The sequence below is a fragment of the Streptomyces sp. NPDC048277 genome (assembly GCF_040652235.1).
Taxonomy (GTDB): Bacteria; Actinomycetota; Actinomycetes; order Streptomycetales; family Streptomycetaceae; genus Streptomyces.
The window spans coordinates 134967-150228 of record NZ_JBEZLQ010000018.1; the positions used below are offsets into that span (position 1 = coordinate 134967).

General features: G+C 69.9%; 12 protein-coding genes. 9 read left to right on the plus strand and 3 right to left on the minus strand.

Going from position 1 to position 15262, the window contains the following annotated elements; all coding sequences use genetic code 11:
* Positions 1-52 precede the first annotated feature (52 nt).
* From AB0D85_RS33635 to AB0D85_RS33650, 4 genes are read left to right on the plus strand one after another with little or no spacing between them, the layout of a single operon-like run.
* Positions 53-1669 carry a carboxyl transferase domain-containing protein gene (locus AB0D85_RS33635; RefSeq protein WP_362328599.1) on the plus strand — a complete coding sequence of 539 codons (1617 nt, stop codon included), beginning with the start codon at positions 53-55 and terminating at the stop codon, positions 1667-1669.
* Between the two features lie 11 nt (positions 1670-1680).
* Positions 1681-3597, plus strand: coding sequence for a biotin carboxylase N-terminal domain-containing protein (locus AB0D85_RS33640; RefSeq protein WP_362328601.1), 1917 nt, complete (start codon positions 1681-1683; stop codon positions 3595-3597).
* The gene (locus AB0D85_RS33645) at positions 3594-4526 is read left to right on the plus strand and encodes a hydroxymethylglutaryl-CoA lyase (protein WP_362328603.1); all 933 of its coding nucleotides are present in this window, start codon (positions 3594-3596) and stop codon (positions 4524-4526) included. Before AB0D85_RS33640 ends, AB0D85_RS33645 begins: the two co-directional genes overlap by 4 nt.
* Positions 4527-4531: 5 nt before the next feature.
* On the plus strand, positions 4532-5692 hold the full coding sequence (locus tag AB0D85_RS33650) for an acyl-CoA dehydrogenase family protein (protein WP_362328605.1): 1161 nt from the start codon (positions 4532-4534) through the stop codon (positions 5690-5692).
* Positions 5693-5759: 67 nt separating this feature from the next.
* Here AB0D85_RS33650 and AB0D85_RS33655 read toward each other — a convergent pair whose 3' ends face one another.
* Entirely contained in the window at positions 5760-6563 is an 804-nt protein-coding gene (locus AB0D85_RS33655) for an aminoglycoside 3'-phosphotransferase (RefSeq protein WP_362328607.1), read from the minus strand.
* Between the two features lie 93 nt (positions 6564-6656).
* On the opposite strand from AB0D85_RS33655, the gene AB0D85_RS33660 reads away from it, so the two are divergent.
* Positions 6657-7427, plus strand: coding sequence for a DeoR/GlpR family DNA-binding transcription regulator (locus AB0D85_RS33660; RefSeq protein WP_362328609.1), 771 nt, complete (start codon positions 6657-6659; stop codon positions 7425-7427).
* A gap of 53 nt (positions 7428-7480) precedes the next feature.
* On the opposite strand, the gene AB0D85_RS33665 is transcribed toward AB0D85_RS33660, so the two are convergent.
* The gene (locus AB0D85_RS33665) at positions 7481-9040 is read right to left on the minus strand and encodes an oxidoreductase (RefSeq protein WP_362328611.1); all 1560 of its coding nucleotides are present in this window, start codon (positions 9038-9040) and stop codon (positions 7481-7483) included.
* 165 nt (positions 9041-9205) lie between these two features.
* On the opposite strand from AB0D85_RS33665, the gene AB0D85_RS33670 reads away from it, so the two are divergent.
* The 4 genes from AB0D85_RS33670 to AB0D85_RS33685 all read left to right on the plus strand — a co-directional run bounded on the left by AB0D85_RS33670 (position 9206) and on the right by AB0D85_RS33685 (position 13996).
* Positions 9206-10252 carry an ABC transporter substrate-binding protein gene (locus tag AB0D85_RS33670; RefSeq protein WP_362328613.1) on the plus strand — a complete coding sequence of 349 codons (1047 nt, stop codon included), beginning with the start codon at positions 9206-9208 and terminating at the stop codon, positions 10250-10252.
* A gap of 56 nt (positions 10253-10308) precedes the next feature.
* Entirely contained in the window at positions 10309-11142 is an 834-nt protein-coding gene (locus AB0D85_RS33675) for a siderophore-interacting protein (RefSeq protein ID WP_362328615.1), read from the plus strand.
* 141 nt (positions 11143-11283) lie between these two features.
* Positions 11284-12726, plus strand: a complete 1443-nt coding sequence (desA, locus tag AB0D85_RS33680; protein ID WP_362328617.1) for a lysine decarboxylase DesA — start codon at positions 11284-11286, stop codon at positions 12724-12726.
* Positions 12710-13996: a lysine N(6)-hydroxylase/L-ornithine N(5)-oxygenase family protein gene (locus AB0D85_RS33685; RefSeq protein ID WP_362328619.1), complete on the plus strand. Its 1287-nt coding sequence runs from the start codon at positions 12710-12712 to the stop codon at positions 13994-13996. Before desA ends, AB0D85_RS33685 begins: the two co-directional genes overlap by 17 nt.
* Here AB0D85_RS33685 and AB0D85_RS33690 read toward each other — a convergent pair.
* Complete coding sequence (locus AB0D85_RS33690) at positions 13923-15227, minus strand: RNA-guided endonuclease TnpB family protein (RefSeq protein WP_362328621.1); 1305 nt, start codon at positions 15225-15227, stop codon at positions 13923-13925. The two genes, AB0D85_RS33685 and AB0D85_RS33690, sit on opposite strands and share 74 nt — an antisense overlap.
* Between the last annotated feature and the right edge of the window lie 35 nt (positions 15228-15262).

Sequence of the window (15262 nt, forward strand, 5' to 3'; positions counted from 1 at the left end):
TAACCTGAAGGAAATGCGTTAACGCTCATTAACAAGGTGAGGGGATCGCGGCATGGACCAGGCACCGGAGCTGACGAGCGCGGCAGACCCCGCGTCGGAGGCCTTTCGGGCCAACGAGGAGGCGCACCGCGTCCTCGTCGAGGAGCTGCGCGCCAAGCTCGCCGCGGCCGCGCTGGGCGGCGGTGAGAAGGCCCGGGCCCGGCACACCGCGCGCGGGAAGCTGCTGCCGAGGGACCGGGTGGACACCCTGCTCGACCCGGGGTCCCCGTTCCTGGAGCTGGCCCCGCTGGCCGCCGACGGGATGTACGACGGGGCGGCCCCGGCGGCCGGTGTGATCGCCGGGATCGGGCGGGTGAGCGGGCGCGAGTGCGTGATCGTCGCCAACGACGCCACCGTCAAGGGCGGCACGTACTACCCGATGACCGTGAAGAAGCACCTGCGGGCCCAGGAGGTGGCCCTCGACAACCGGCTGCCGTGCGTCTACCTCGTGGACTCCGGCGGCGCCTTCCTCCCCATGCAGGACGAGGTCTTCCCGGACCGCGACCACTTCGGGCGGATCTTCTACAACCAGGCGCGGATGTCGGGGGCGGGCATCCCGCAGATCGCCGCCGTCCTCGGCTCGTGCACGGCGGGCGGGGCGTACGTCCCGGCCATGAGCGACGAGGCCGTCATCGTCCGCAACCAGGGCACGATCTTCCTCGGCGGTCCCCCGCTGGTGAAGGCCGCCACCGGCGAGGTCGTCACGGCGGAGGAACTGGGCGGCGGCGAGGTCCACTCCCGGGTCTCCGGGGTCACCGACCACCTCGCCGAGGACGACGCGCACGCCCTGCGGATCGTCCGGAACATCGCCGCCACCCTCCCGGCCCGGCGCTCCCTCCCCTGGGAGGTCACCCCGGTCGTCGAGCCGAAGGCCGATCCCTACGGCCTCTACGGCGCCGTCCCCGTCGACTCCCGCACCCCCTACGACGTCCGCGAGATCATCGCCCGGGTCGTCGACGGCTCCCGGTTCGCCGAGTTCAAGAGCGAGTTCGGGCAGACCCTGGTCACCGGCTTCGCCCGGATCCACGGCCATCCCGTCGGCATCGTCGCCAACAACGGCATCCTCTTCTCCGAGTCCGCCCAGAAGGGCGCCCACTTCATCGAGCTGTGCGACCAGCGCGGCATCCCCCTCGTCTTCCTGCAGAACATCTCCGGCTTCATGGTCGGCAAGGACTACGAGGCCGGCGGCATCGCCAAGCACGGCGCCAAGATGGTGACGGCCGTGGCGTGCACGAGGGTCCCGAAGCTGACGGTGGTCGTGGGCGGTTCGTACGGCGCCGGGAACTACTCCATGTGCGGCCGGGCCTACTCCCCCCGCTTCCTGTGGATGTGGCCCAACGCCAAGATCTCGGTGATGGGCGGGGAGCAGGCGGCTTCGGTCCTCGCGACGGTGAAGCGGGACCAGCTGGAGGCACGGGGAGAGTCCTGGCCCCCGGAGGACGAGGAGGCCTTCAAGGCGCCCGTCCGCGCGCAGTACGAGCGCCAGGGCAGCGCCTACTACGCGACCGCCCGCCTCTGGGACGACGGGGTCATCGACCCCCTCGACACCCGGCAGGTACTGGGCCTCGCCCTGACGGCCTGTGGCAACGCGCCGCTGGGTGAGCCCCAGTTCGGCGTCTTCCGGATGTGAGGAGGGGACTCGTGTTCGACACCGTACTCGTGGCCAACCGGGGCGAGATCGCCGTCCGGGTCATCCGTACGCTGCGGTCGCTGGGCGTGCGCTCGGTGGCCGTGTACTCCGACGCCGACGCGGACGCGCGGCACGTCCGGGAGGCCGACACGGCGGTCCGGATCGGTCCGGCGCCGGCGGACGAGAGCTATCTGTCCGTGGAACGGCTGCTGGCGGCGGCTCTTTCGAGCGGCGCCCAGGCCGTCCACCCCGGGTACGGCTTCCTCGCGGAGAACGCCGGGTTCGCGCGGGCGTGCGAGGAGGCGGGGCTGGTCTTCATCGGGCCGCCGGCCGACGCGATCGCGCTCATGGGCGACAAGATCCGGGCGAAGGAGACGGTGAGCGCGGCCGGGGTGCCGGTGGTACCCGGCGGCCGTGATCCGGAACTCGCCGACGCCGCACGCGCGTTGGGGGCACCCGTGCTGCTCAAGCCCTCCGCCGGCGGGGGCGGCAAGGGCATGCGGCTGGTGCGGGACCTGGCGCTGCTGGACGAGGAGATCGCGGCCGCCCGCCGCGAGGCCCGTGCCTCCTTCGGCGACGACACGCTCCTCGTCGAACGGTGGATCGACCGGCCCCGGCACATCGAGATCCAGGTGCTGGCCGACGGCCACGGGAACGTGGTGCATCTGGGCGAGCGCGAGTGCTCGTTGCAGCGGCGGCACCAGAAGGTGGTCGAGGAGGCGCCCAGCGTGCTCCTGGACGAGGAGACGCGGGCGGCGATGGGTGCGGCGGCCGTGCAGGCGGCGCGGTCGTGCGGGTACCGGGGAGCGGGCACGGTGGAGTTCATCGTGCCGGGCGACGACCCCTCGTCGTACTACTTCATGGAGATGAACACCCGGCTCCAGGTGGAGCACCCGGTCACCGAGTTGGTGACGGGACTGGACCTGGTGGAGTGGCAGCTGCGGGTGGCGGCGGGCGAGCGGCTGCCGTACGAACAGGGGGACATCACACTCACCGGGCACGCCGTCGAGGCGCGGATCTGTGCCGAGGACCCGGCGCGCGGCTTCCTGCCCACCGGCGGCACGGTCCTCCTCCTGCACGAGCCCTCCGGGGACAGCGTGCGCACCGACTCCGGACTGAGCGAGGGCACCGAGGTCGGCAGCCTGTACGACCCGATGCTGTCCAAGGTGATCGCGTACGGCCCGGACCGGGCGACCGCGCTCCGGAAGCTGCGCGCGGCCCTCGCGGCGACGGTCACCCTGGGCGTGGGGACCAACGCGGGTTTCCTGCGCCGGCTCCTTGCCCATCCGGCGGTGGTGGCAGGCGAGTTGGACACCGGGCTGGTCGAGCGGGTGGTGGCCGACCTGGTCCCCACGGACGTACCGGACGAGGTGTACGAGGCGGCGGCCGCCGTACGCCTGGACGCGCTGAAGCCGGTTCCGAGCGGGGGCTGGACCGACCCCTTCGCGGTGCCGAGCGGCTGGCGCCTCGGCGGTACGCCCAGGCCCGTCGGCTTCCACCTCCGGGTGCAGGACCCGGTGGAGTACGTCCCGCGCGGCACGCACACCGTCACCGCCGACCGGGTGTCGGTGACGCTGGACGGCGTCCGGCACACCTTCCACCGGGCCGCCGACTGGATCGGCCGCGACGGCGACGCCTGGCAGGTCCGCGACCACGACCCGGTCGCCGCGTCCCTCACCCGGGTGGGGCGCGCGGGCGCCGACTCCCTCACCGCGCCGATGCCCGGCACGGTGACCGTCGTGAAGGTCGCCGTGGGGGACGAGGTCACCGCCGGTCAGAGCCTGCTGGTGGTGGAGGCGATGAAGATGGAGCACGTCATCTCCGCCCCGCACGCCGGCACGGTCGCCGAACTCGACGTGAAACCCGGCACCACGGTCGCCATGGACCAGGTACTGGCGGTCATCAACCCGGTGGAGGACGAGACATGACACTCCCCATGGTCGTACCGGCCACCGATCTGCCCGCCCGGGTCCGGATCCACGAGGTCGGCGCGCGCGACGGGCTGCAGAACGAGAAGTCGGCGGTCCCCACGGAGGTCAAGGCCGAGTTCATCCGGCGCCTGGCCGACGCGGGCCTGACGACGATCGAGGCGACCAGCTTCGTCCACCCCAAGTGGGTGCCCCAACTCGCGGACGCGGAGGACCTGTTCCCCCGGATCAGCGGCCTTCCGGGCGTCGCGCTCCCCGTCCTCGTCCCCAACCGACGCGGCCTGGACCGGGCGCTGGCCCTCGGCGCCCGCCGGGTGGCCGTCTTCGCCAGCGCCACGGAGTCCTTCGCCAAGGCCAACCTCAACCGCACGGTGGACGAGTCCCTGGCCGTCTTCGACCCCGTCGTCCGGCAGGCGAAGGAGGCCGGCGCACACGTCCGCGGCTATGTCTCGATGTGCTTCGGCGACCCCTGGGAGGGCGCCGTCCCCCTCCACCAGGTCGTCCGCGTCTGCACGGCCCTGCGTGACATGGGCTGCGACGAACTGAGCCTCGGCGACACGATCGGCGTGGCCACCCCGGGCCACGTCCTCGAACTGCTCTCGCTCCTCAACGAGGAGGGCGTACCGACGAACGTCATCGGCGTGCACTTCCACGACACCTACGGCCAGGCGCTCGCCAACACCTACGCGGCCCTGGAACACGGCGTGACGACGGTCGACGCGTCCGCCGGCGGGCTCGGCGGCTGCCCGTACGCCAAGTCCGCCACCGGCAACCTCGCCACCGAGGACCTGGTCTGGATGCTCCAGGGCCTCGGCATCGAGACCGGAGTCGACCTCGGCAGACTCACCGCCACCAGCGTGTGGATGGCCGAACAACTGGGCCGACCCAGCCCGTCCCGTACCGTACGCGCCCTCTCCCACCAGGAGTGACGACCATGGACCACCGCCTCTCCCCCGAACTGGAAGAACTCCGCCGCACGGTGGAGGAGTTCGCGCACGACGTCGTCGCGCCGAAGATCGGCGACTTCTACGAACGGCACGAGTTCCCGTACGAGATCGTCCGCGAGATGGGCCGCATGGGCCTGTTCGGACTGCCGTTCCCCGAGGAGTACGGCGGGATGGGCGGCGACTATCTGGCCCTCGGCATCGCCCTGGAGGAACTGGCCCGCGTCGACTCGTCGGTGGCGATCACGCTCGAAGCCGGGGTCTCACTCGGCGCCATGCCGATCCATGTCTTCGGCACCGAGGAGCAGAAGCGGGAGTGGCTGCCGAGGCTCTGTGCCGGGGAGCTGCTGGGCGCCTTCGGCCTCACCGAGCCCGACGGCGGGAGCGACGCGGGCGCCACCCGCACCACGGCCCGCCTCGACCCGGCCACCGGCGAGTGGGTGATCAACGGCAGCAAGTGCTTCATCACCAACTCGGGCACGGACATCACGGGGTTGGTGACGGTCACCGCGGTCACCGGCCGCAAGCCCGACGGCAAGCCGCTGATCTCCTCGATCATCGTGCCCTCCGGCACCCCCGGCTTCACGGTCGCCGCCCCCTACTCCAAGGTCGGCTGGAACGCCTCCGACACCCGTGAGCTGTCCTTCGCGGACGTCCGCGTCCCGGCCGCGAACCTGCTCGGCGAGGAGGGCCGCGGCTACGCCCAGTTCCTCCGCATCCTCGACGAGGGCCGGATCGCCATCGCGGCGCTGGCCACCGGCCTGGCCCAGGGCTGCGTCGACGAGTCCGTCAAGTACGCGAAGGAGCGGCACGCCTTCGGCAGGCCGATCGGCGCCAACCAGGCCATCCAGTTCAAGATCGCCGACATGGAGATGAAGGCCCACACGGCCCGCCTGGCCTGGCGGGACGCGGCCTCCCGCCTGGTGGCCGGCGAACCCTTCAAGAAGGAGGCGGCCCTCGCCAAGCTCTACTCCTCCACGGTCGCGGTCGACAACGCCCGCGACGCCACCCAGGTCCACGGCGGCTACGGCTTCATGAACGAGTACCCGGTGGCCCGCATGTGGCGCGACTCCAAGATCCTGGAGATCGGAGAGGGCACGAGCGAGGTCCAGCGGATGCTGATCGCGAGGGAGTTGGGGCTGGCGGGATAACTGGCCCAGTCCCCGAGCGGCGGGGGCCACGCGCTCGCGATCGCGGTCACGGTCGCCGTCACGATCGTCAGTCCGACAGTCCCCACAACAGCCGGTAGTAAGCGATCCGTTCCCGGTCCTGCTCGACTCCATAGGCGTCGAGCAGCGGCTCCTCGCATCCCGGGCCGTAGTTCCACTGTGTACTCCAGGTGGCGACGGCGAGGTCGGCCCAGCGGTCGGCGACGCCGAGTGCGCCGAGGTCGACATGGCCGGTGCACGTGCCGTCGTCGCCGACCAGGGTGTTGGGGGCGCAGGCGTCGCCGTGGCAGACGACGAGCCGGTCCGCCGCCGGGACGTCGTCGAGCGCGTCGAGCGCGCGCTCGACGGTGCCGACGTACTGGAGGTCCTGGTGCCAGTCCGCCGGCCTGATCAGCCCCGCCGCCGCTCGGGACCGCACCTTCCGCAGGCGCTTTTCGGCGGACCAGTCGAACGGGCAGTCCGCGACGGGCAGCGCGTCGTGGAGTGCGCGCAGCCCGGCGCCGATCGCGCGTACCGCGGTGCCGGGGTCGCGCTTCCAGTGGTCGTCCACCGCCGTGCGTCCGGGCAGGCCTCCTGTGAGGATCCAGGACCCTGTGTCGTCGGCGCCTTCATCGAGTACGCGCGGCACCACGGTGAACCCCACCGCCCAGCGCAGACGTGCCACCTCGGCGGCGAGGTCGAGGCCGCTGCCGACCGGTGCCCACTTCACGAACTGCCGGGTGTCGCCCAGGCCGATCTGGAACGTCAGTCCACCGAGCTCGTTCTTCCACACGGCCCGCGTCGGCCGCCCCGCCGCGAGTTCGGCGACGACAGGGGGAACCTCGACGGGTTCCTGCGGCAAGGAGGCGATCATCCGCATATTCTCGCCGGACCGGCACGGACGGTCTTCAACTGCGGCCAGAATCCGCAGGGTTGCGTCGGCAGACAACAGGTAGTGTCCGGTTGCGTGCTGGCCGAACGACGACACCGACTCATCCTGCAGGCTCTTCGCTCGGGCGGTACCGCGTCCGTCACCGACCTCGCCGAGCAGCTTGCCACCAGTGCGGCGACCATCCGCCGTGACCTTCTCAAGCTGGAGGCGGACGGGCTGCTGACCCGGGTGCACGGTGGAGCGGTCGTCGAGGAGGACCAGCTGTCCTTCGACGAGGCCGCCGCCGTTCAGGTGGGCGCGAAGGACGTGATCGCCGCCCGGGCGGCCGCGATGGTCGAGGAGGGCCAGTCGGTCATCCTCGACAGCGGCACGACGGTGCACCGGCTGGCGCTTCGGCTGCGCGGCCGGCGGCTCACCGTGATCACCAACAACCTCGCGGTCTACGAGGAACTCAACGGCGACGAGAACATCGACCTGATGCTGCTCGGAGGCATGGTCGTCCGTGAGTCGCGCATGCTGGACGGCTTCATGGCCGAGGACAACCTCCGCCAGGTCCACGCCGACTGGCTGTTCATGGGGGCCTGCGGCCTCCGCCCCGGGGGCCAGGTCATGGACACCGTCGTGGCCGAGGTGCCGGCCCGGCGCGCCATGATCGCGGCCAGCGACAAGGTGGTGCTCCTGGCCGACAGGAGCAAGTTCCCGGGAACCGGCATGGTGAAGATCTGCGGCCCGGAGGACCTGGACGCGCTCGTCACCGACGCGCCGGAGGACGACGCGACCTGCTCGGCCCTGCGTGAGGCCGGTGTCATGGTGATATCGGTGGCTCCGGCCGCGGCCGGCGGCTGACGTGACGGCCTGGGGTGACGCCGCCTCCCTCCGCGGCTCGGCACGGTTCCTGCTCAGGTGCGGTTGAGGGCGCGGCTGATGCCCGCGAGGACCGTGGTGGTGAGGAGCCAGCCGGCGGCGATCAGGCCGTAGCCGAACCACTGGTGCAGGCCGGTCCAGTACCAGGCGCCGCGCTGGCCGAATCCGCCGATGGGGATCAGCAGGTCCAGGGTGTAGATGAACGGGCTGAACGGGGTGCCCTGGCCTGGCTGTACCGGGTGCGGCCTGCCGTCGTGGAAGACCCAGGTGCCCAGCAGCGTCAGCGCGGCCAGCCACAGGGCCGCCTGCCAGGGCCGGTAGCCGTAGCCGACGGTCGCGTCGAGCAGTCGGCCCCACAGCCGCCCGTAGGGGCCGAGGGTCCGGCGTCGGCGGCGCTGCTTCGCCAGCAGCACGCGCCGTGCTTCGTCGTCGTGGCCGATCTTCCGGTACCAGGAGGCGAGTTGCTCGTACGGGTGCGGCGAGTACGCGGGGAGGTCGGCGAGCCACCGAAGGCGAGCGGCGACCATGTCCGGGCCGGAGTTCGGGACGTGCAGGGAGTTGTAGGTGAAACCGTCCAGCCGGGTGTCGGCCGGCCAGCTGTGCTCACTGTCGTGGAGCACGGCGGTCTGGGCGTCCTGGAGGTCGACGACGCCCTCCGGCGTGGCCGCGAAGGTCAACTGCAGCTCGCCACAGCTCATCCGGCGGCCGTCCAGGGCGACGGCGCCGCCCTGGAGGACAGCGCCGTCGAGTGAGAGACGGCTGCGGATCGTCGCGCCCGGGAGCCGGACCGCGCCGACGGCTCGGAAGCCGTCCGCCAGCACCAGGGCGGAGGCGCTGAGGTCGTCGCCGGTCAGCGCGTCGCCACCGGGGTTGTCGATCCGCGCCGCCCTCATGAACAGGCCGCCGCTGAAGCTGACGCCGACGAACCGCAGTCCGCCGCGGGCGGAGAAGCCGTGGGAGGCGAAGCAACCGCCGTCGAGGAGGAGGCCGCCGGCCCACATCGCCCAGACGGAAGGTGCCCGGTCGGGGTCGGGCGCCACGCCGTCGAGGAGTTCGGTGGCGGTGAGCCGGGCGCCGTTCAGATGGAGCTCCCCGGTGATGTGCCCGCGCGTGAGGGTGATGCGGCCGTCGATGACGGATCTGTCGAATCTGAGGTTTCCGTCCACCTTCAGCAGCCGGCCTTCGAGGCCGGGTATTCGGCAGCCGAGAAAGCCGGTGGAGCGCAGCGTGGCGCTCCTGAGGACCACCTGCTCGTCGAACCAGCAGTCCTCCAGCCGCAGTTCGCGCTCCACGGTCGCGCCGCCGAGGTCCAGCCGGCCGGTCACGCGCGCGCCGGCGAGGTGCAGCGCGCCCGCCGGGCCGCCGCTGCTCCCGCTGCGGAGCAGCGCGGAGACGACGACCTCGGCCCGGACGGTCCGCTCGGGCCCCCAGCCGGCTCCGCCCGCCAGGTCGTCCCGCTCCGGGTCGCCGCCGCGGAGATCGACGAACTCGCCGGTGAGAGCCGCGTCCCACACCCGCTGCTCGGCCGCGCCCAGGTCTCCGTCCGTCACCACGGTCCAGTCCCCCGTCCTCCGGTCCGCCAACTCGACCACCACACCGTCACTCTGACGGTACGTGAACTCGCACGGACAGACTCCCCCACAGACCGCTCACAGCTTCGGGCGAAACACCCCGGAGATCTGGACAAGACGTGAGGTTAGGCTAACCTAATCAACGACTTGTCCGGCGGTGTTTCCGCACGTCCGAAAGCAGCCACACTCATGTCCAACGTCAGAGCCACCCACCTCACCCGCCGTGGCATCCTCGCCGCCGGTGGCGCGCTCGGCCTCGGTGCCGTGCTCGCCGCGTGCGGTGACGAAGACAAAAACAGTGGCTCCTCCGACAAGGAGACGACAGCCGCCAAGTCCGGTCCCTGGACGTTCAAGGACGACCGCGGGACGACGGTGAAGCTGGAGAAGGTCCCGGCGAACATCGTCGCGTTCATCGGGGTCGCCGCCGCGCTGTACGACTACGGCATCGACGTCAAGGGCGTCTTCGGCCCGACGAAGACCAAGGCCGGCAAGGCCGACGTCCAGGCCGGCGACATGGACATCAGCAAGCTGACGATCCTTGGCAACGAGTGGGGCCAGTTCAACGTCGAGAAGTACGCGGCCCTCGCCCCCGACGTCCTCATCACCACGATGTTCGACGGCGCCGGCACCCTCTGGTACGTCCCGGACGAGTCCAAGGACAAGATCGCCAAGCTCGCCCCGAGCGTCGGCATCTCGGCCTACGACCGTCAGCTCACCGTCCCGCTGCAGCGCGTCTGGGCCCTCGCGGAGTCGCTCGGCGCCGATATGACGGCCAGTAAGGTCACGGACGCCAAGAAGCGCTTCGAGGAGGCGTCCACGCGGCTGCGCGCCGCCGCCAAGGCGCACCCCGACCTCAAGGTGATGGCCGGCTCGGCCGCCCAGGACCTGTTCTACGTCTCCGGCACCAACCTCTCCGTGGACCTGGAGTACTTCAAGGCCCTCGGCGTGAACTTCGTCGAGCCGCCGGAGTCCGCCAAGAAGGAGGGCGGTGGCTGGTACGAGAGCCTCAGCTGGGAGAACGTCGACAAGTACCCGGCCGACATCATCATGATGGACGACCGCTCGGCGACCATCCAGCCGGCCGACATCACCCAGGCCACCTGGAAGAAGCTCCCCGCGGTCAAGGCCGGCCAGGTCGTCGCCCGCTCCCCCGAGCCGATCTTCTCCTACGACAAGTGCGTCGCGATGGTCGAGAACCTCGCCAAGGCGCTGGAGACGGCCAAGAAGGTCAGCTGACCTCCGGCCGAGCCCGGCCAGAAGCCCCCACAGATTCCTGAGTCTCAGGAGCTCATATGACGACGGCCGTAGCCGCCCCGTTCCGTTTCTTCTCCCTCCAGGTCGCGCGGACGAGGCGGCTCGGTCCGTCTCTGGTCCGGGTCACCTTCGCCGGTGACGACCTGACGCACTTCCACTCCCACGGGTGCGACCAGTCCCTCTCCCTGTTCATCCCGGCCGAGGGCCGCACCGAGCCCGCCGTGCCGGTCGAACTCGGCGACGGCTGGTGGCAGGCCTGGCGCGAACTCCCCGATGACGTACGGGCCGTGATGCGGTCGTACACACTGCGCGCGCTGCGCCGGCACCCCGACGAGATCGACATCGACTTCGCGCTGCACGGTGTCGAGCCGGGCGCGGCCTGCGCGGCCGGGCCCGCCTCCCGCTGGGCGGCGCGCGCCCGCGCCGGGGACAGGGTGTTCCTCCTCGGTCCCGCCGTCGCCGACAACCGGGCGATCCGCTTCCGGCCCCCGGCGGACACCGACCTGGTGCTGATCTGGGGCGACCAGACCGCCGTACCCGCCGCCACCGCCATCCTCGAGTCCCTCCCCGCCGCCACCCGCGTCCACGCCTGGCTGGAGGTGCCGCACGCCGGCGACATCCAGGACGTGACCACCCTCGCCGACGCCCGTATCGAGTGGGTCGTGGGCGGCACGGCCCATGAAGCCGTCCGCGACGCCCGGCTCCCCGCCGCCGAACGCCCGTACGTCTGGATCGCGGGCGAGTCCGGGCGGGTGAAGGAACTGCGCCGGCACTTCGTCGGGGAACGCGGGGTCGACCGGCGCCGGGTCACCTTCGTCGGGTACTGGCGGCAGGGCCTGACGGAGGAACAGCTTCGGGTCGCGGGCGAGTAGCCACCCCTCGTAGTTACCCCTCGTAGCCGCCCTCCACCGAAGTGACAGCAGTCACGGGAGAGGCACGTTTTCCCTGGTGAAACTTAGGTTAGGCTTACCTAAGTTCGTTCCCCGCACGGATCGTCCCCGGAGGACCCCCACATGCGCTCGCACCTGCTCAATGACCTGACCGCGGAGCACTACCGCCGCTCCGTGACCGAAGGAGTCGAGCGGGTGGCGGCCAAACTCGCCACCACCGACCGGCCGTTCACGGGTGTCACCGTCGACGCCCTCACTCCCCGCATCGACGCCATCGACCTCGACCGGCCGCTGTACGACACCACCGCGGTCCTGGACGAACTGGAGGACGTCTACCTCCGGGACGCGATCTACTTCCACCACCCCCGCTACCTCGCCCACCTCAACTGCCCGGTGGTCATCCCGGCGGTGCTCGGCGAGGCGGTGCTCTCCGCCGTCAACTCCTCCCTGGACACCTGGGACCAGTCGGCCGGCGGCACCCTCATCGAGCGGAAACTGATCAACTGGACGACCGCCCGCATCGGCCTCGGAGCCGCCGCCGACGGCGTGTTCACCTCCGGCGGCACCCAGTCCAACCTCCAGGCGCTGCTGCTGGCCCGGGAGGAGGCCAAGGCGGACTCGCTCGACAGGCTGCGCATCTTCGCCTCCGACGTCAGCCACTTCAGTGTGAAGAAGTCGGCGAAACTGCTCGGGCTCGGCCAGGACGCCGTGGTCGCGATCCCCGTCGACCACGACAAGCGGATGCAGACCGTCGCCCTCGCCCACGAGCTGGAGCGGTGCAGGAGGGACGGCCTGATCCCGATGGCCGTCGTCGCCACCGCCGGCACCACCGACTTCGGCTCCATCGACCCGCTGCCGGAGATCGCCGAGCTGTGCGAGCAGTACGACACCTGGCTGCACGTCGACGCGGCCTACGGCTGCGGGCTGCTCGCCTCCCTGAAGTACCGGGACCGCATCGACGGCATCGAGCGCGCCGACTCGGTCACCGTGGACTACCACAAGTCCTTCTTCCAGCCGGTGAGTTCGTCCGCGGTGCTGGTCCGGGACGCCTCGACCCTGCGCCACGCGACCTACCACGCGGAGTACCTGAACCCGCGCCGCATGGTCACCGAGCGCATCCCCAACCAGGTCGACAAGTCCCTGCAGACCACCCGCCGCTTCGACGCCCTCAAGCTGTGGATGACCCTGCGCACCATGGGCGCCGACGGCATCGGCGAACTCTTCGACGAGGTCTGCGAGTTGGCCCAGGAGGGCTGGAAGCTCCTGGCCGCCGACCCGCGCTACGACGTCGTCGTCGAGCCGTCCCTGTCCACCCTCGTCTTCCGCTACATCCCCTCCGCCGTCACCGACCCGGCCGAGATCGACCGCGCCAACCTGTACGCCCGCAAGGCCCTGTTCGCCTCCGGCGACGCCGTGGTCGCGGGCACCAAGGTCGGCGGCCGCCACTACCTCAAGTTCACCCTGCTCAACCCCGAGACCACGACGGACGACATCGCCGCCGTCCTCGATCTGATCGCCGGCCACGCCGAGCAGTACCTGGGAGAGTCCCTTGACCGCGCGTCCTGAAGCCCCTGAGTCCTCGAACAAGACCTACGACTTCGTGGGCATCGGGCTCGGCCCCTTCAACCTCGGCCTCGCCTGCCTCACCGAGCCCATCGCCGAACTCGACGGCGTCTTCCTGGACTCGAAGCCCGACTTCGAGTGGCACGCCGGCATGTTCCTCGACGGCGCGCACCTCCAGACCCCGTTCATGTCGGACCTGGTCACCCTCGCCGACCCCACGTCGCCGTACTCCTTCCTCAACTACCTGAAGGAGAAGGGCCGCCTGTACTCGTTCTACATCCGCGAGAACTTCTATCCGCTGCGGGTGGAGTACGACGACTACTGCCGCTGGGCGGCCGGCAAGCTCACCAGCGTCCGCTTCGGCACGACCGTCACGGACGTCCGGTACGAGGACGGCGTCTACGTCGTCACCACGGCCGCCGGCGAGACCTACCGCGCCCGCCACCTGGTCCTCGGCACCGGCACCCAGCCGCACGTCCCCGAGGTCTGCCGGGGGCTGGGCGGCGACCTCATCCACAACTCGCAGTACCTCCGGCACAAGGAGGCGCTCCAGTCGAAGGAGTCGATCACGCTGGTCGGCAGCGGCCAGTCCGCCGCCGAGATCTACTACGACCTGCTCAGCGAGATCGACGTCCACGGCTACCGGCTGAACTGGGTGACCCGCTCCCCCCGCTTCTTCCCCCTCGAATACACCAAGCTCACGCTGGAGATGACCAGCCCCGAGTACATCGACTACTACCACGCCCTCCCCGAGGACACCCGCTACCGGCTCACCGCCGAGCAGAAGGGCCTCTTCAAGGGCATCGACGGCGACCTGATCAACGAGATCTTCGACCTGCTCTACCAGAAGAACCTCGGCGGCCCGGTCCCGACCAGACTGCTGACCAACTCCGCGCTCGAAGCCGCCCGTTACGACAGCGGCAGCTACACCCTCGGCCTCCGCCAGGAGGAGCAGGGGAAGGACTACGAGATCGAGACCCAGGGCCTGGTCCTGGCCACCGGCTACAAGTACACCGAGCCCGAGTTCCTGAGCCCGGTCAAGGACCGGCTGCGCTACGACTCCCACGGCAACTTCGACGTCGCCCGCAACTACGCCGTCGACGTCACCGGCCGGGGCGTGTTCCTCCAGAACGCCGGCGTCCACACCCACAGCATCACCAGCCCCGACCTGGGCATGGGCCCGTACCGGAACGCCTGCATCATCCGTGAGCTGCTGGGCACGGAGTACTACCCGGTCGAGAAGACGATCGCCTTCCAGGAGTTCGCGGTTTGACATCTCCCCGCCCCTCAGGGGCGGGGACTCCCATGGCTCGCGCTATGTGACTTCCTGCTTCATCGCCCGCTGCCCGTCCGGAGGGTTTCCGTTGAGGACTTACGCGGCCTCCACAGGCCGACACCGCCTGCCCGGCGGCCACAATGTTCTGTGCGGCGTTGTGGTCTCGGTCATGCTGGGCGCCGCAGCCCTCGCATGTCCATGCCCGGATTCCGAGTGGCAACGGGTCACGAAGCAGACCACATACCGAGCAAGTCTTACTGGTGGGAAGGAATCGGTCAACAACCACCAATTCACGTCCGTACCATGCACACTTGTACTCAAGCATGGCACGCAACTCCGACCACGAGGCATCGGAAATCGCACGAGCCAGGCTTCGATTACCCATCAGGTTGCGAACTGCCAGGTCTTCGATCGCGACCAGTTGGTTTTCCTGGACGATTCGAGAGGACAGCTTGTGCAGAAAATCACGCCGCCTGTCAGCGATTCTGACATGGATCCTGGCAACCTTCTCCCGAGCCTTGGCCTGGTTCTTCGATCCCTTCTGCTTACGAGCCAGTTCCTTTTGAGCCCTCGCAAGACGCGTTTGGTCCCGCTTCCCGAAGCCAGGAGCAGGGACCTTCTCCCCCGTGGAAAGTGTCGCGAGGCTGGTCAGTCCGAGGTCGATACCTACCGCGGAGTTGCCGGGTGGAGGCGTCTCCGCATTGCGAACATCGACGAGCAGGGATACGAACCATCGCCCCGCTGCGTCGCAGGACACCGTCACAGTGGAAGGATCGGCGCCCTCTGGCAACGGTCGCGACCAGCGAATGTCCAGCGGCACGCTCATCTTCGCCAACGTCAGCTCGCCGTTTCGCCAGGCAAACGCCGATCTTGTGTACTCGGCGGCAGCACGCGAGCGCTTTCTCGACTTGAAGCGCGGGTACTTGGAACGCTTGGCAAAGAAGCTCGTGAAAGCAGAATGTAGGTGCTGCAAGGCTTGCTGGAGCGGAACCGAAGAGACCTCCGCGAGGTAGGATAACTCATCAGTTCGTTTCCACTCGGTCAGCATCGCCGAGGTTTGGGCGTAAGAGATCCTGCGGCGTTCCTCAGCCCATGCTCGGCCGCGAGCTTCCAAGGCCAGGTTGTAAACCTTGCGGACGCATCCAAAGGTCCGCAGCAGCTGGTCAGCCTGCTGGGCCGTCGGATAGAACCTGTACTTGAAGGCCCGTTTCACTCCTCGCTCCCCCATGCACCCAAAGGTAGTAGCCATCGGAGAATCGCGGT